20 protein-coding genes and 1 riboswitch are annotated in these 17,250 nt (G+C 38.8%); of the genes, 2 read left to right on the top strand and 18 right to left on the bottom strand.

The annotated features are described in order from the left end of the window. The 7 genes from priA to RV04_RS08595 form a co-directional block, all read right to left on the bottom strand. Positions 1-2,403 (bottom strand): primosomal protein N', encoded by a 2,403-nt coding sequence (gene priA / locus RV04_RS08625; RefSeq protein ID WP_071858052.1) that lies wholly within the window; start codon positions 2,401-2,403, stop codon positions 1-3. A gap of 187 nt (positions 2,404-2,590) precedes the next feature. Continuing rightward, a complete protein-coding gene (rpoZ, locus tag RV04_RS08620) occupies positions 2,591-2,893 on the bottom strand; it encodes a DNA-directed RNA polymerase subunit omega (protein ID WP_071858051.1) in 303 nt (100 codons plus the stop codon). Positions 2,894-2,897: 4 nt separating this feature from the next. After that, entirely contained in the window at positions 2,898-3,512 is a 615-nt protein-coding gene (gmk, locus tag RV04_RS08615; protein ID WP_071858050.1) for a guanylate kinase, read from the bottom strand. Positions 3,513-3,623: 111 nt separating this feature from the next. Continuing rightward, positions 3,624-4,508, bottom strand: coding sequence for a YicC/YloC family endoribonuclease (locus tag RV04_RS08610; protein ID WP_071858049.1), 885 nt, complete (start codon positions 4,506-4,508; stop codon positions 3,624-3,626). A 38-nt stretch (positions 4,509-4,546) separates the two neighbouring features. Further along, on the bottom strand, positions 4,547-4,762 hold the full coding sequence (locus RV04_RS08605) for a YdbC family protein (protein ID WP_071858048.1): 216 nt from the start codon (positions 4,760-4,762) through the stop codon (positions 4,547-4,549). Next, complete coding sequence (locus tag RV04_RS08600) at positions 4,762-6,378, bottom strand: patatin-like phospholipase family protein (RefSeq protein WP_245791073.1); 1,617 nt, start codon at positions 6,376-6,378, stop codon at positions 4,762-4,764. The genes RV04_RS08605 and RV04_RS08600 overlap by 1 nt, the downstream gene beginning before the upstream one ends. Before the next feature lie 109 nt (positions 6,379-6,487). Beyond that, entirely contained in the window at positions 6,488-7,192 is a 705-nt protein-coding gene (locus tag RV04_RS08595; RefSeq protein ID WP_071858047.1) for a class A sortase, read from the bottom strand. Between the two features lie 267 nt (positions 7,193-7,459). Here RV04_RS08595 and RV04_RS08590 point away from each other — a divergent pair, with 267 nt between their 5' ends. Further along, the gene (locus RV04_RS08590; protein WP_071858046.1) at positions 7,460-8,230 is read left to right on the top strand and encodes a hypothetical protein; all 771 of its coding nucleotides are present in this window, start codon (positions 7,460-7,462) and stop codon (positions 8,228-8,230) included. A 100-nt stretch (positions 8,231-8,330) separates the two neighbouring features. On the opposite strand, the gene thiT is transcribed toward RV04_RS08590, so the two are convergent. From thiT to RV04_RS08575, 3 genes are all read right to left on the bottom strand, one after another. Then, positions 8,331-8,915, bottom strand: a complete 585-nt coding sequence (gene thiT / locus RV04_RS08585) for an energy-coupled thiamine transporter ThiT (RefSeq protein ID WP_071858045.1) — start codon at positions 8,913-8,915, stop codon at positions 8,331-8,333. A gap of 49 nt (positions 8,916-8,964) precedes the next feature. Continuing rightward, positions 8,965-9,063, bottom strand: a riboswitch (TPP riboswitch). Positions 9,064-9,131: 68 nt separating this feature from the next. Next, positions 9,132-9,494: a hypothetical protein gene (locus RV04_RS08580; RefSeq protein WP_071858044.1), complete on the bottom strand. Its 363-nt coding sequence runs from the start codon at positions 9,492-9,494 to the stop codon at positions 9,132-9,134. A 65-nt stretch (positions 9,495-9,559) separates the two neighbouring features. Next, entirely contained in the window at positions 9,560-10,018 is a 459-nt protein-coding gene (locus RV04_RS08575) for a low molecular weight protein-tyrosine-phosphatase (RefSeq protein ID WP_071858043.1), read from the bottom strand. Between the two features lie 52 nt (positions 10,019-10,070). Between RV04_RS08575 and RV04_RS08570 the strand changes: the two genes are divergently transcribed. After that, positions 10,071-11,048: a 2-hydroxyacid dehydrogenase family protein gene (locus tag RV04_RS08570; RefSeq protein WP_071858042.1), complete on the top strand. Its 978-nt coding sequence runs from the start codon at positions 10,071-10,073 to the stop codon at positions 11,046-11,048. Here the strand turns inward: RV04_RS08570 and RV04_RS08565 are convergent. The 8 genes from RV04_RS08565 to RV04_RS08530 form a co-directional block, all read right to left on the bottom strand. Then, on the bottom strand, positions 11,045-11,620 hold the full coding sequence (locus tag RV04_RS08565) for a TetR/AcrR family transcriptional regulator (protein ID WP_071858041.1): 576 nt from the start codon (positions 11,618-11,620) through the stop codon (positions 11,045-11,047). The genes RV04_RS08570 and RV04_RS08565 overlap by 4 nt on opposite strands. Before the next feature lie 12 nt (positions 11,621-11,632). Continuing rightward, positions 11,633-12,634, bottom strand: coding sequence for a Holliday junction branch migration DNA helicase RuvB (gene ruvB, locus RV04_RS08560; RefSeq protein ID WP_071858040.1), 1,002 nt, complete (start codon positions 12,632-12,634; stop codon positions 11,633-11,635). Positions 12,635-12,647: 13 nt separating this feature from the next. Next, entirely contained in the window at positions 12,648-13,247 is a 600-nt protein-coding gene (gene ruvA, locus RV04_RS08555; RefSeq protein ID WP_071858039.1) for a Holliday junction branch migration protein RuvA, read from the bottom strand. A 111-nt stretch (positions 13,248-13,358) separates the two neighbouring features. Continuing rightward, positions 13,359-14,819, bottom strand: a complete 1,461-nt coding sequence (locus RV04_RS08550; RefSeq protein ID WP_071858038.1) for a helix-turn-helix domain-containing protein — start codon at positions 14,817-14,819, stop codon at positions 13,359-13,361. A 51-nt stretch (positions 14,820-14,870) separates the two neighbouring features. Beyond that, a complete protein-coding gene (locus RV04_RS08545; RefSeq protein ID WP_379953038.1) occupies positions 14,871-15,569 on the bottom strand; it encodes an LrgB family protein in 699 nt (232 codons plus the stop codon). Further along, the gene (locus RV04_RS08540) at positions 15,550-15,978 is read right to left on the bottom strand and encodes a CidA/LrgA family protein (RefSeq protein WP_071858036.1); all 429 of its coding nucleotides are present in this window, start codon (positions 15,976-15,978) and stop codon (positions 15,550-15,552) included. Before RV04_RS08540 ends, RV04_RS08545 begins: the two co-directional genes overlap by 20 nt. Before the next feature lie 125 nt (positions 15,979-16,103). After that, complete coding sequence (msrB, locus tag RV04_RS08535) at positions 16,104-16,535, bottom strand: peptide-methionine (R)-S-oxide reductase MsrB (RefSeq protein WP_379953028.1); 432 nt, start codon at positions 16,533-16,535, stop codon at positions 16,104-16,106. Between the two features lie 152 nt (positions 16,536-16,687). After that, complete coding sequence (locus RV04_RS08530; protein WP_071858034.1) at positions 16,688-17,242, bottom strand: Maf family protein; 555 nt, start codon at positions 17,240-17,242, stop codon at positions 16,688-16,690. Positions 17,243-17,250 lie beyond the last annotated feature (8 nt).

Raw genomic sequence — 17,250 nt, 5'->3', positions numbered from 1 at the left:
TTAGATAAAATACATGGGTTCATTATCGATTGCAATCAACAGTCCTTGACGCTGATCTTTCTGACTGACTTGTAAAATATCTTCTAATGTCTTTGGTAAGTGAGGTTCATGTTTATATTTAATGATTAATTGATAATAATAACGATTTTTGACACGTAAGATGGCACCTGGTGTTGGTCCTAACAGAATGCTTTGCGCGCTTAATTGACTCCGTATTTGTTCGGCCAATTGAAATGCTTTTTGGGCCGCACGCATTTCTTCTTGATGAGAAATAGTGACTTTGACCGTGTAATAGTACGGCGGATAATCTGTTTGATGACGAATCCGCATTTCTTTTTGGAAGAAATTTTCATAATCGTGATGTTGCGCTAATTTAATTGTGTAATGTTCTGGGTTGAATGTTTGGATCACTACTTCGCCTGCTTTATCCCCTCGGCCTGCTCGACCACTGACTTGGGTCAACAATTGAAACGTTCGCTCACTCGAACGAAAATCAGGCAGATTCAGAGCTGTGTCGGCATTTAGCACACCGACTAGCGTCACATTTTCAAAGTCTAAGCCTTTTGCAATCATTTGCGTTCCTAATAGAATATCTGCTTCACGCTCACCAAAAGCCGTCAATATTTTTTCATGAGCACCTTTACGTCTGGTAGTATCGACATCCATCCGTAAGACGCGAGCTTCTGGAATCAATTGCGCCAATTCTTCTTGAACTTTTTCTGTCCCCGTCCCAAAATAACGAATCTTATCTTTCCCGCAATTTGGGCAGCGATGTGGGATTCCTTCTTCGTGGCCGCAATAATGACAACGCATCGTTTTTGTATCCATATGTAATGTCAAAGAAATATCACAGTTCGGGCATGGCAAAACAAAGCCACAATCACGACACATCACAAATGATGAGTACCCGCGACGATTCAATAATAAGACACTTTGTTCACCTTTTGTTAATCGATCACGTATTTTTTCTTCGAGACTTTCTGAAAAAGATGAATTTAAACGGCGTTGCATCTCTTCACGCATATCGACAATTTCAACAGTCGGCAATGTTGCATTACGATTGGCGCGCCGTGTTAGTTTCATCAGCTGATAAACGCCCTTTTGTCCGCGGGCTCGTGATTCTAATGACGGAGTCGCACTACCTAATACGACTGGACAATTATGATACTTGCCACGCCAAATAGCTAGATCTCTCGCATGGTAACGCGGCGATTCATCTTGCTTGTAACTCGTCTCGTGTTCTTCATCGATAATGATCACACCTAGATTTTCTAAAGGAGCAAAAATAGCCGAACGGGCACCAACCACTACATGAGCTTCGCCGCGTTCCAATTTACGCCATTCATCATACTTTTCTCCTTGAGACAAACCACTATGTAAAACCGCGACCTCACTGCCAAAGCGTGCCTTGAAACGGGTTGCCATTTGAGGAGTCAAAGAAATTTCTGGTACTAGCATCATCGCTGTCTGTTGCTTGGCTAAGACATCTTGGATCACTTGCAAATAAACTTCTGTTTTTCCGCTACCGGTTACACCTTCCAACAAGAATACTCTATGCTCATTGTCAGCACTAGCTTTACTGATTGCTTCATAAGCGGTTTGCTGTTCGTCATTCAACTGTAAAGCAGTCGTGTGTTCAATCTCTCGTTCCGCATAAGGATCACGGTATTTTTCAAGTGCTAAAAAAGTCAGCCACCCTTTTTTTTCTGCTTGATTCAAATTAGCCAATGTAAAGTCTTCGGCTTTCATTTGTTTGACAGCAACTAGTTGCTCATCCGCTAATGCAGCTAAATAATCGAGCAATTGTTCTTGTTTAGGTGAATTTTTTCGCAACGCCGCTTTTAATTCTGTTACTTGCTCTGATAAAAATGTTCGTTTGATATATCGTTCTGTTTTAATTTTATTTTTTGTATGCACTTCATAACGCAGTTCGATGATTCCTTGCTCGCGCAATTGTGCTAACTCTTTTAACCAACCTTGAGCTTCTGCTTCTTCCCAAGTAATCGATTCTGCTGTTCCAAAATATTTTTCATTTATTTCTGGTTCATCAACTAAAGGATACAGCCGTTTTTGATAATCAGCTTTCATCACACTTGGCAGCATCGTTTGTAGACAAGTCACTTTAAAAGCAAACGTCGTCTCTTTCATATAATCGGCGAGAGCTAATAATTCTTGATTCAATACTGGAGTCAAATCTAATACACGGATAATCGGCTTTAAGTTAGTTGGTAAAGGAACAGGTGCATCTTCAAATCCGATCACAAAACCTTGGACATGCCGAGAACCAAAGCCGACTTCTACTCGCATTCCAACGTCTATGGTCAATCGAGGCGGGATCAAATAACTGAATGGTTGATCCGTTTGCATCGCGGGAACATCTACGATCACTTGTGCTAATTTCATTCTTACCGCCTCCATTCCTCATTTATTGTACTAAATTTTGTTCACCAAGGGCTAATGAATGACCTATGTAAATAAAACTTTTACCTTTGGTACTATGTTTCTAGTTTTTTTCCACAAAAAAGAAGGGACTGTGCCAAAAGTATTGGTACAATCCCACTTACACTTAATCAGCGCTTTTGTAACACGCTTAGTTTTTTTCGCTACGGATACGCGCTTCTAGATCACGTTGATCACGTTCACGTTGCATACTGCGTTCTTCTTCTTCCATTTTCAAACGTTCACGTTTGATTTCAGGATGCGGATCACTGATCACGGTTCCTGAATCGATTTCTTCTAACGCTTGACCAACACTTTTTACTGATTCAAATGAATCTAAAGTTGGTTGTGCACCAGCATCTAATTCGTGGGCACGTTTGCTCGCTAAGATAACTAATGAATATTTTGAATTTACGTGGTCTAGCAATGTATCGATTGAAGGTTTTAACATCATAAGCTTATATCTCCTTTAACATTTTAATATATTTACCAATAACTCGGTCAACTCGGTAATGTTCGCTGACGATAATATCTTTGATTCGATCAACGGCTTTTGGCACTTGATCATTCACAACGGCATAATCATAAAGAGCCATCATTTCAATTTCTTGGCGTGCAACACGCATACGTTCATCAATCACTTCGGGGCTGTCAGTGCCTCGACCCACGATTCGTGCTTTTAATTCCGCAAGATCTGGTGGTGTTAAGAAAATAAAGACGCCATCTGGCACTTTATCCTTTACTTGTTGTGCGCCTTGGACTTCAATTTCTAAAAAGACATCTTTGCCCTCATCTAATGTTTTATTTACATATGTTAAGGGTGTGCCATAATAATTCCCGACATACTCGGCATACTCCAACATTTCACCTGCTTCGATCATCGCCTCAAACTCTTCTTTGCTGCGGAAATAATAATCGACGCCTTCCACTTCTCCGGCTCGCTTTTTGCGAGTGGTCATTGAGACAGAATATTGAAACTCATTATCGTCTCTTTCAAAAATGGCTTTTCTGACCGTTCCTTTTCCAACTCCGGAAGGTCCCGACAATACAATCAACAGTCCTCGTTCAGACATACTAACGCCCTTTCATGCTCTTTTTAGCTAACGCCTATTGTGCACTTTTTTTCCGAATATTTCAAGAGGCATCGCTAAGCTGTCCATTAATTCTTATCAAAATCCACAATTTTATTCGATATTCTGGATTTGTTCGCGGATTTTTTCCAAAATCGTTTTTAGTTGAACCACGATATCTTTGATTTGGATCGGACTAGATTTTGAGCCGATCGTATTGACTTCACGATTCATTTCTTGCAATAGAAAATCTAGTTCTCTTCCTACAGGACTCGTCACTTGTAACAGCGTGCTCATTTTTGCTAAATGAATCGTCAAACGATCCAATTCTTCATGGATATCTCCACGTTCTAATAAGACCGCTAGTTCTGTTAGCAATCGGTCTTGATCAACCGTTGTCCCTAAGTATTCTTCTAGTTTCAATTGATATCTTTGCTGAAAATCAGCTTCATATTCGGTCACAAAACTTTGCAATTCAGTGACTAGTGACTGGACTTTTTGCCCATATTCTATCAGTACTTTTTGAATGCCACTCCCTTCAAGTTCCCGACTTTTAGCTAATTGAGTAAATGCCTCACTCGCAGTCGTTTGGACCAATTCTTTTAATGTTTCTGTTTCTAACTGTTGATCGACCAAGGTCACAAAATCACTTTGTTCCATAGCTTTGACCAATACTTTTTCTACAGGAAAATCTATGATCCCAAAGCGTTCTTTTCCACCAGTTTGCAATTCAGAAACTAATTGTTCAAGTAACTCCCAATGGATTTGAACTTTTTTATTTCCACTTTTTAAAGGAGCTAGATTGATAAAAACATCCACACGTCCTCGTTGAATTTTTTCTTTTGCGATTTTCCGCAAATCTGCCTCATATGGATTTAATTCTTTCGGCATTCGAATCTGTAAATCTAAAAACCGATTATTGACACTTTTTAACTCGATTGTTAATTCATAGGCATCATTGGTTTGATTGGCTTGGCCATATCCGGTCATACTTTTCATTCGGCTTATTTCCTTTCTCAATAATCAGCATCAAGTCGTTACATTTTCGTCAAAGCTTCTTTTAGTGCTGCAAATTCTTCATTGCTCAATGTAACGCCCTTACCCATTTTTTCGTGTTCCGGTGCCCAATCGCGAAGATCAAATTTCGGTGGCCGCTCATTCCAACTGACCAGATTCAATTCTTTGCGCCAGCCTTTCGGATTTTCTGATAATACTGCGATTTCTTCTACAATTTCATAATTAAAATCTGCCATTATACTTCCTCCTGTAAATAATTGATAAATAGCGCTAGCAACGTTTGGACTGGCCAACGACGATAAGTTCTGGCAAAAGCGGATGGTTGCTGAGCGAGTTGTACGATGTGTCGATATACTGAGAATACATTATTGCTTTCAATAAAGCCTTCTATTTGTTCCTGAACAGAATAATCCGCCGCAACGATCGGTTCTGGCAATTCAAATTGTCGTAATACAATTTGAATAAATTCGGCCAAGGTATAGCTCTTCAATGGCGAGACCCGTGTCCAATAGGCAAAAAATTCTAAGAAAAATTGACTCATCAATTCAATGGGAAATGACTGGTGAAAAAATTTTTGCAATTTAGGCACTAACTCTTCTAGGTCGAGTGTTACTTGTTTTTGACTATACCGAATAAAGGCTTTAGTCAAAACTGCAAAATCTGCTTGGTTTTCAAAAGAATAACGTACGCCTTGCAAATCGCCCAATGTTTTTTTAGTTTCTAGATAGCCTAACAATCGATTTTTTGCTGAGCGAGATTGCTGAAATAAAAATAAATCGCCTAGACTCCAGGAACTGGCTAATTTTATTTCTGCCACAGCTTCAGGCAAGTGATATCTTTTATCAAAACCAGGACCATGAACATCTACAATGACCAATTCAGTTAATTTTTGGTGATTCAACGCTACATCAACTGGTAAATTATTGCGATAGCCACCATCTACATAATAATCTGTTCCGATTTTAGCCATGGCCATCACTGGGAAAAAAGCTGCTGACGCCAGCAGCCAATCAATGATTTCTGAAGCAGGAGAATGATTCAAAGAAATGACTACTTCTTGAAAAGCAGATATTTTAGTCGTCACAATATAAAAAGGAACCCCAGTTTTTATTTTTTGAGGGACTAAATGTTCACTTAATAAGTGTTTGAGCGGTCTCGATGAAACGCCGCGTTGTTTCATCGACGTCCGAAGAAACGTCCTCAGTTGCTGGACCTGCGCTGAAAAATCAATTTCTTCCACCTCATTAAAAGTAACTTCCAACACTTTGTCCGTTTCGATTTCTTCCCATAATGCAACCGCTTGTGGATAGTCACCTTGGGCAATCAGAGCACCATTCAACCCGCCGACAGAAGTTCCAGCAATCAATTCAAACTGAATATTTTTTTCTAGCAACGCTTGCCAAACCCCAATTTGATAAGCACCTCTAGCACCGCCGCCACCTAATACTAATCCTGTATGATAAATCAATTTTTTTTGCCATTGTCCTTCAGTAAAAGAATAGCCCTTTGACAACAGCCAATGTTCTAAAATCGGCGTTGCTTCGAAAGTTAAAGCTAATTGCTGCTTAAATTGCTGTCGAGCTGCTTTTTCTAGTGATTGGATCCCCTGCTGCCAATTACTGTTAGGAAGACACAATAAATTTGTGATCTGCCAACCCTCTACCATTTCATTTTTAACAAACCATAGCTCACTCGTCCCGGTTGAAATTCGATACCCTTTGCCATTTTTGACTGCAGCAAAATAATGATCGCGCGCTTGTTGATGGGAAGAATAGAACGGAAAAAGTAAGTTCATCTGTTGAAATTTTTTCCATGTAGCTATTAATTCTGATACATATATTTTTTTCAGCATCAGCACTTGCTCCTTGTATAGTTGTCTTCTTTTAGTATAGCAGAAATTTGTGACCGCAAAAAAGAGGTTGAGACAAAAGTAAAAATACTTATGTCTCAACCTCAATCGTTTAATATGTTCGTTGTTCCATTTGAAAAGCATTTCTCATCGTATCTGTAGCATTATTAACTGGTGTGACAGCAATCAATTCCCCTTGGACGATGATTCGTGTGATACCTTCAATCTCACCGCAAGTAATCAACGTAACCTGTTTCTTGTCTGGATCGACATCGAGGTATTTGACTTCGGTCGGTTGGACACGAACTTTAAGTGTCGTTTTATACGTATAGATGTTATGCAAATCAGTCAAATAGATCAAATCATTTTCTTTGATGCCATCGAGCGGTGTGAACAACAGACCTGGACGATCTGCTCGATGACTTGCCAGTGCATAATTTCCTTCACCCATTTTTTGATCTTCCGCTAACGTCCCCGCACCATAAAGCAACGCTTCATTCGATAACCCTTTAAAAATCGGCAAGTTGATTTCCACTGCTGGAATAGCGATCCCACCAATTACCGGTAATTGTTTATTGCTTAATTGGGCTTGTAAAACCGCTTCGGTACTTGCGGGTTGTACGGCATCAAAATCAAACGAAGCCTTTTTTTTCATATTTTTATCGATCTCAGTCCGCTCTAATTTCGCTACCGCATAACGTTCACCATTATGTTGCATCAAAAAATATTTGATTTGGTTGTTGAAAATTAAGGCTAGACCTATTAACAATAATAAAAAAAGAAAAATGTTTATCAACCAATTTCGTTTTTTCTTCATCATGAGCCCCCCACAGTTTCGCCCCTATCATATCATATTCTATATTTAGTAGTCATTTTACCTTCCGTTACTAAAGAAAAATTAAAAAAAAGATATAATAAGATTAGCAATTTGTTATTTATTAAAATGATTATAAATGTTGAAATTGTACCTGAATGTTGCTGTTTTTAAGGACATTGTAATCTAATTTTAAAATAAAAGATACGAGCTTTTTTTTTATTATTAGGTTAAAATAATTGTGACAAGAATGAGAAAGGGTGAGAATAAGTGCCAGATACATTATTTGCTTATATTGATTCTACAAGTAATGCTGTACTATCCAAAGGCCTATCACCCAACGATTTTGTGCAGGGTATCGTCCATCAGCCAAAGCATTTGTTATTATTAGATCCTGTGGCTGAGGCGGGCGAATATGATCCCCACACAGGTCTAAAAATAATTGATAGTCCTGAACAGATTCATAACTTTTTTAATACCAAAACTTTTAATTATTCTAAGGGGAACAAATGGATCGATTTTAATGATCCAACGATGTTAAAAGAACTAACTCCATTAGAAATATCTGAACTTCTTTATTTCGGACATATGCGAACTCATCTTCATTCACCTTTCTTTTATAAATTACAAAATAATTTTGTTTATTTTAATTTAGGCAATGAAACAATGCGGGTTTACTACCGCTATTTAGATGAATTTTACCGGATTCTCGCTCGCAAGTTGACGCGGATCGTTTTAGAAAAGATTAATGATCGTCGGTCATTTTTCCGTAAGGGCTCTTCGGTGGCACCCTTAGATGGTGAAATTTTAAAAGAATTATACCCTATTTTACAAGAAGGTGCTCTGTTTTGTTTAACTCAAACAGAATTGAAAAATCGAATGTATCATATCCCAATCTATCTTTCGGATGAAAAAGGTTGGCGCCGTAGTACTCAAAACTACAAAAAAGAACAGCAAGTTGCAGAGCTTACGTATGATCTTGCAAAACAACGCTGGGCTTTAGAGGTAGACAACGATGATGCCGCCTTTTCTTTTCGCTAAAAAGTAACATAGATAACTGCGTGCTTATTTTTCGATACGTCCGTTTAGTTACAAAAACAGCTGCACCAAAAGTACTTTCTACTTTTGGTGCAGCTGTTTTTTAATGACTATGTTTTTCGACGAGCTTACTTCCTTTAGGTAAATATAATTGTGGTACCTTTTCAACGATCACTACTGCAACGATAGCCGTTACTACTGCTGTGGCTAAGCCACTAAGACCATTCATAACTAATGAAAAGATCCATGGATTCATTCCCCATAAAGCATAGCTTCCCCAGAAAACCACGCCGGCGATAAAATGCCAGAAAAAACGAGCGCCAGTGCCGGCAAATGTTCCATAAATAATATTTTTTCTAGCGGTTTTAATATCTTGGTCGATCAATGCTTGTTGAACTTTTTTTGCATATAGACCAGCAAAACCTGCAAAAGTAAAAGCGATCGGATATTCAATCAAGACTTGGACCACACTTAAAAAATAAACATCCCCTGCAGGGAAATGTAGGATCCCCCAGATAAACGCGGATAATAATCCAGGTTTTACTCCCCGTCTCAAAGCAAATAAAACCATCGGTATCATCCCTAAAGAGATGGTGAAACTACTGCCGATCGAAGTCGGAATTAGCGACAGCATAAATGCTAATGCTGCAACGATCGTTCCTTCGATCATGATTCTTGTTTTACTCATAAAAAAACTCCTCCTTTTTGAACATACAGTCCACAAAGGAGAAGTAACAGTATTACTTCATCACAATTCCTACGCTCGAATAACCGAAACAGGTACTAGGGTTTAGAGTAAACTCAATCTCAGCCCGTGGGCTCCCCTTTGTGAAAGTATTATTCTTTTTTTAGTGCATTCCAAGTATAACAAAAGTTCTTGCACTCGTAAATGTATTAAATACTTTTAACGTGAAATGCTCTCTTGATCTCCACTAGGCGATAATGTCGTTACCTTTTTGATCCGATCAATCGTCAGCATCACTAATTGGCTATCTTGTGTTCGAATAACGATCGCATCATTCTTGACGACTTTGGGCAGCCAACCAGAAATAGTCTGGAATTTATCTTCATTTTTTTCATCTTGAACTTGAAGAACGACTAAACTATTTTGCAGAGCAGCCATCTTTAGCTTAAGAAAAATATTTTCATTTGCTTGCTCTTGAGCGCGTTTGTCACCAGAATCATTCAAAAAATCCGAGATGAAGCGATACGATGAATTCGAAAATAGCTTGATTAAATTCTTTCTGGGTTTCTCGTTTTTAGACATCCAGTTTCCTCCTAGTCAAGAGCGTAGTTTGATTTTACTTAAATTTCTAAAAAAAGACAAGAAATCTAATCATTTTCAAAAAAATTTAACCAATTTTCCAATCCCTTTTGGATCAAGTCATACGTCTCTGCAAAATCCCCCGTATACCAAGGATCAGGGACATTTCCCCCTTCATAACCAGGCACACGATCGAGATACAAATAGATTTTTTCCTTCGTTTCTGCCGGGGCTCTTTGGATAAGGTCAAAAACATTTTCCTGATCCATTCCAATAATAAAATCAGCTTCATAAAAGTCTTTTGTCGTCACTTGGCGCGCTTGCATACCAGTCGTTGAGATATGGTGTTGTTTCAATATTTTTCTCGTTCCTCGATGCGGCGGGTTACCGATTTCCCATTGACTCGTGGCAGCAGAATCCACTTGAAACTCAGTTAGTTGTTGCTCTGTTAATGCGTCACGAAAGATTGCTTCCGCCATCGGAGAACGGCAGATATTTCCTAAACAAACAAATAGAATCTTTTTCATGTCCTACCTCCTGTGCTATAGTCAATTTAACAAAATGAAATGAGGGGTAACAATGAGTAAAATTTTTCTTTCCGCTCAACTTCCTGAGCTAGGTACTACTTTTTTAAAAGATAAAAACTTAGATTTTTCAGTTTTTAACGGACAGGGATTGATTTCAAAAACAGCATTGCTGCAAGAAATCGCTGATTGCGAGGTTTTGATTTGTCCATTATCGACCCAAGTCGATCAAGAAGTCATCGATGCCGCTCCTAAATTAAAAGTGATTGCTAACTTTGGTGCTGGCTTCAACAATATCGATACGGCCTATGCAAAAGAAAAACAAATTTATGTAACCAATACCCCAGTTGTTTCCACTCAGGCAACTGCGGAATTAACAGCTGGACTAATCATTGCTTTATCTCGTCGTATCGTTGAAGGCGATCGCCTGATGCACGGTGCTGGCTTTGATGGCTGGGCGCCATTATTCTTTTTAGGTCATGAATTAAAAGACAAAACTTTAGGAATCATCGGAATGGGGCAGATTGGTCAAACTGTTGCTAAGATGATGCAGGCGTTTGGCATGAAGATCATCTACACACAACGTCATCAATTAGATCAAACAATTGAGCAGCAATTAAATGCCCAATACTGTTCTCAAGCGGAAGTAATCCAACAAGCCGATATCCTGACGCTCCATGCCCCCTTAACGGAAGAAACGCACCATTTACTGACTGCTGATACATTTGCGGTGATGAAAAAGACCGCCTTGCTGATCAATGCAGCTCGTGGTCCGCTTATCGATGAGACAGCTCTGCTACAAGCGCTCAAAAATAATAAAATTGCTGGAGCAGCTTTAGATGTTTATGAATTTGAGCCTACTGTTACAAATGGTTTGCAAGAATTAACTAACGTGATTCTAACACCTCATATTGGTAATGCTAGTGTCGAGGCCCGGGATCAAATGGCTGCAATTGTTGCTAAAAACGCGATCGCTTACTATGAACAAAAACCAATTAAACATATCGTTAATGGACTAACACAAGAGTTTTAACTCTCGTGTTGGTCCTTTTCATATAAATGATAGGCAAAAAATTCAATATCTTTGGCAAAACGAAACAATTGAGCCGCAATTGTGATCGGTGCTTGCTTCGCATCTGCTAAAATCCAATCAATCAAAATCCCGCCACAACCATAGGCTAAAAACCGAGCATAAAATTCTTTATCAATGGATGATAAATCTCCCTCTTGATCGACATCATCAAATAAACGAATAAATAATTGCTTTGCCAATCCATTGAATTCTTTGGTCAACACCTCTGATTCAGCGGTAACAGTATTCAAGTAAAAATGATGATATTCTTGCATCTCTTTTAGCATCAATAAAACTGACTCTTCCCAGTTCTCTAATTTCAATTCATCTGAAGTCAAGTAATCCAAACCCTTTTGGTAATAGGCATAGTGAAGCAGATCATTTTTGTCTTTAAAATGATAATAAAATGTTTGGCGGTTCAAGTTGACCTGCTGACTGATGTCTTGAACAGTAATCTTGTCATAATTTTTTTCTTGGCATAGCTCGACTAACGCTTGAACCAATGTATTTTTGGTCGTCTTTCCTTCCGCCATCGTTTCACTCCTCTATGATTGATATGGATAATTAAAATGTTCGTATGCTAATGGGGTCGCTACTCGACCTCGCGGCGTTCGTTTAATAAACCCTTTTTGAATCAAATAAGGCTCATACATGTCCTCGACCGTTTCGCGCTCTTCTCCAATATTGACCGCCAACGTACTTAACCCAATTGGACCGCCATGATATAACTCGATCATTGTTTTTAATAACTTTTGATCGACATAATCTAAGCCCGCTTCATCGACTTGCAATAATTTCAAGGCTTGATCAGCCATCGCTCGATTGATCACACCATCTGATTGAACTTGTGCAAAGTCACGAATTCGTTTCAACAAACGATTGGCAATCCGGGGCGTCCCACGCGAACGTCGAGCAACTTCGATTGCGCCTTCTTCTACGATTTCCGTTTGAAAAATATCAGCAGAACGTAAAACGATTTCTCGCAAATCCTCTTCTTCATAATATTCCATATGCGAGATAATCCCAAAACGATCACGCAAAGGTGCTGATAACATTCCTGCTCGCGTCGTTGCTCCTACCAAGGTAAAAGGTGGCAACGGAAAGTGCACGGGATGTGCGGTTGGACCCTGTCCTACCATAATATCGACATAATAATCTTCCATTGCTGAATACAGTGTCTCTTCAGCAACCCGCGGCAAACGATGAATCTCATCGATAAATAAAACATCACCGGGTTCCAATTCATTTAAAATCGCCACTAAATCACCGGGTCGTTCGATTGCTGGACCACTAGTCGAACGGATCTGGACATCCATTTCGTTAGCAATGACCATCGCCATTGTTGTTTTACCAAGTCCTGGCGGTCCATAAAGCAGTACATGATCTAAGGCTTCTTCCCGATTTTTTGCTGCTTCGATATAAATCGACAGTTCTTGTTTCACTTTGTCTTGTCCAATATATTGAGCCAAGTAGCGAGGACGTAATGATTTTTCTAAACTTTTATCGCTGTCATCCGCATCAGGCGAAAGTAAACGTTCTTCATCCATCTATCGAATCCTCCTACTTTTTCATCATTAATTTTAACGCAGCCCGTAAATAATCGTCGGTATTTTGCAATGATTCTTTCGCCAAGGCTTTTTCGACTTTTTTGATTTCTTTTGGGCTATAACCCAATGCTTGTAATGCTTCCATTGCTTCTGATAAAGCTTTATCGCTGTTTTCAGGACCTTCATAAAACAAGGACATTGGATCGTCCATCAATTCAGTCAATTTGCCTTTTAAATCTAAGACCATTTGTTGGGCCGTCTTTTTGCCAACTCCTGGGAATTTGGTCAAGTAGGTAACATCGCCTGCTTCGATTGCTTGGATCAGCCCTTGATGATCTTCGTTGGCCATAATTGCTAAACCACTTTTAGGTCCGATTCCAGAAACTGAAAGCAGACGTAAAAACAATTCTTTTTCTGCTAGTGTTTCAAAACCATACAATAAATGCGCATCTTCTCGAATGATCTGCTGCACATAAATCGTGACTGATTGTTCCATTTTACTGCTGTAACGATAAGGATTTCCTAACGCGATTTGATAGCCGACTCCATTCACATCCAAAACAACATAACTTGGGCTGATATAGGTCAAACGACCTGTAATATATTCGTACATAGCTGTTCCTTTCCTACGATAAAACTGCATCATTATTTATTCTAACTTATGTAAAAAAATCCAAGTGCACAAGCACATATGTTCTCATCATTTTAGCACAAAAGCCGGCGGTTAAAAACTCTTACCGCCGAATCCTTGCAATAACTGAATCAATGCTAAATAATCTGACATGCGTAATTCCTGTGCGATCGTTAACGTGGGTACTTCTTCATCTTGATACGACAAGCTCGTGGTTAAGCAAAGATCACTTTCCTCTAGATTCTCTTCAAAAACGACTTGATAATCATTGGCTAAAAATTGGTGCACATCTTCTCGCAAAATTGTTTCCTCAAATTCGGGTAAATCCGTCTGTAAAAAAATACGGACAACTGGTCGGACAGTCAACTCAGGCAACCGCCGCAATACCGATAAGTAACGACCAAATAAAATTGATTCACTGCCACCTTGATCCGCTAAAATTTCGGTCACAAAAGTGACTAATTTTGGTTGCTGTTGTGTGATCATCGTCCAAAAAGCTTTCCCATTGATATTAAAACGAATCATTGGAAAAAGTCGATGGTATAAATGGCCGCTGATCAAATAATTTTCTGCTTGTAAGCTTTGCAATTTTTTCCAAGTCGCTTCATTATTAATTTTTTTTTCCAAAAGTAGTGCCATTGCAGAGACTTCATCCATGACAGAAAAAGGTTTTTTCGCTAATAAATGTTGAATTTTTTGCGTAATCATTGGAACATGATAGTACTCTTCTCGCGTCAATAAATTCAAAAATAAGTTTCCAACAGTGGCCTGTTCACGGAAATAACTGGGTAATACCGGCAATAACTGATTCAAAAAATCCTTAAATAATGAATCATTGATCAACGTTCGTTGGACTTGTTCCTTTTTTTCTAACACATGGTGTTGGACTTCTCTTAATAAATGTGCCGCGACTAAATACTCTAAACGTTGCTCCTTCAAAGGATTTAAAACCACCTGAAAAAATTGCTGGATCGTATAACTGATTTTTTTGACCAAGTCATGCTGTAATGGAGCAAAGGGCCAATCTTTCCCTCGGAAAATCCGCCAATAATACACAGATAGATACATCCTAACGACGGATTCCTCCGCCGCAAAAAAAACGGTTCCTCTTTCAATCGTTAGATCCAGTGGTGCCAACTCGTCTCCTAGATCCTTCAGCTTTCGTCGGATCGTGGACTCACTACGATACAATTGCTCGCTCAATTCTTTGATTGTTCGCGCCGTTCCAGTGATCAACAAGTGCAATAGGCGATATGTCAACGAATGACGAATCAAATCAACTAAAAATTGATTTTCTTCCATCACTTGTCCAGCAATGACTAACCGATAGGTATTACCGCTTTTTTCAACTAACGGTAAATCGGCTTCTGTAAATCGTAGATAGCTCTTATCCATTTCTTCTAGCAATCTCTGTACACTGCGACTATCTAAATCTAAGGCCTCCGCTAACTCACTGCGCTTGTACATTTCTCCGTCATCCATCACTTCCATTAAACGAACACCTAAATAGATATCTTTTTCATAATGTTTTAATTCACATGCGTTTATATACATAAAAAAACTCCTTCGTCCTTCATTTTAACAAAAGAGTACGAGGAGTTGATATTAAATACTTTCAAATAAGTGAAATAATGTCGGCAATAAAGCCACCGTCACTAAACCATTCACACAAATACATAGACCAGATAAGATTCCTTCCAATTCACCGATTTCGATTGCTCGGCCGGTTCCAATCGCATGGGAAGTACTTCCTAAGGCAATTCCTTGGGCAACTGGGCTTTCGATTCTGAATAGTTGGAAAACTTTTGTCCCAACTAATGCACCAAAGATTCCCGTCGAAACAACAATCGCCAAAGTTACGGGTGAAATACCGCCCATTTGACTAGAAAGATCGACTGAGATAGCGGTCGTTACGGATTTTGGTAATAATGAAACCACAATGCCTTCTTTTAAAGAAAACAATCGGCCAATACCAACACTCAATAAACAATTTAATACGACACCGACTAATGTGCCTAAGATAACTGGTAAAAAATATTTTTTTAATTTATCAAAGTTTTGATAAAGCGGCAACGCTAGTGCTACTGTCGCAGGAGTGATCATCATCGTGAAGATGTTGCCGCCCATATTATATGCTTTATAACTGATGCCGCTGACCTTCAATAAAAGAATGATCAAAATGACACTAGCAATCAACGGATTGATAAATGGAATATTTACTTTACTTAATAATTTGGTCATCAAGACATAGATCACTAACGTCAAGGCTAGACCGAAAAGCGGATTACTCGCCAGTGCTGAAATCATCGACTTCACCTCGAATCTTTTCAACTGTTTCTAACAAGACTTCTTTTTCTTCATGACTCTTGATACTAAATTTTTCAACCAATTCTGCTGTTTTACCAACAGCGACTAAAGAAACTAATGAACATAAAACAACTGCTCCAAGTAAGATCGGCCAAGTATATTTGATAGCGCCATAGTATTGCATCAACCCAACACCCGCAGGCACAAATAAGATCGTCAGATTATTTAATAAAAAATTGGCTGTTCCTTCAATATCAGAAGGTTTTAACAACTTAGTTTGGAAAGAAAGAAACAATAGTAGAATTCCAATAATACTACCCGGTACTGGCAAGCCTAAAAACATCCGTAATCCTTCACCGACAACAGAATAAAGTAATAATAAACTCAATTCTTTAAAAATTTTCATAAAAAATCGCCTTCTCTAAATGTATGATGCTTTTAGTATAGCGAAAAAAAAAGATTATCTACACCAAAATTTGTCATTGTTTCATACATTTTCTGAAAAAAGCTGTGGCGAAAATTCGACACAGCTCATTTAACGATCGATTTATATTCTCCATAACCTTTATCATCTAGCTCATCAAGTGGAATAAACTTCAATGCCGCTGAATTGATGCAATAACGCAATCCTCCTTGATCTTGTGGTCCATCATTAAAAACATGGCCTAGATGTGAGTCGGCTTCTTTGCTACGGACCTCAACGCGATGCATTCCATGAGAAAAATCAGCTTTTTCAGCAACACCACGCGTTTGAATCGGACGACTAAATGCTGGCCAACCACAACCAGCATCGTATTTATCATTAGAGGAAAACAATGGCTCACCACTAACAACATCTACATAGATCCCTTTTTGATAAAAATCATCATATTTTCCAGAAAAAGGACGTTCCGTGGCACTTTCTTGTGTCACAGCGTATTCCATCGGTGAAAGTTTTTGCTTTAATTCTTCTTTTTCCATCATGACGCCTTCTTTCAATCAAATTTTATACAAATCAAGCATACGCTCATCAAAAAAAAGACACGAAGAATCTGCTCAAATAATTTCTTAATTTTTTGCTTAGCTAGTCAGTCGAACAACTAAAAATAAAAACGAACAGCCGAAGCTGCTCGTTCCTAGTTGAATTTTTTTAACATTTGATTAACTGTTCCGATTGGGAAACCCACGATACTGTAGTAATCCCCTTCGATTTTTTCTACAAAGACTCCCGCGCCATTTTGAATACCATAGGCTCCCGCTTTATCTTTATAATCACCACTATCCAAGTAACGATTGATTTCTTCTTCACTCAAAGGGTAAAAAGTCACTTTTGCAAAAGTCAGTTGTTCTTCGATTTGAGTTGCTTTGCGGAGAACAACAGAAGTATAAACAAGGTGTGTCTCACCGCTCATGCCACGCAACATTTCAAAAGCTTCTTCACGGCTTTTGGGTTTCCCTAATATCTGATCGTGCCATACAACGGTCGTGTCACTAGCGATCACTAAGTCTTCCGGATGTTTTTTTGCAATCACTGCTGCTTTTTGCTGAGCCATTTCCATGACATATTCTTTCGGTGTGTATTGAACTTTTACTTCTTCGTCGATATCTGCCGGCTGAATGGAAAAATCCGGAATCAACCAACGCAATAATTCTTTTCTTCTTGGTGATTGTGAAGCTAAAATAACAGACATCACTTTAC

The sequence above is a fragment of the Enterococcus hermanniensis genome (assembly GCF_001885945.1).
GTDB lineage: Bacteria > Bacillota > Bacilli > Lactobacillales > Enterococcaceae > Enterococcus_A > Enterococcus_A hermanniensis.
This window is presented reverse-complemented; position numbering and strand designations above follow the sequence as displayed.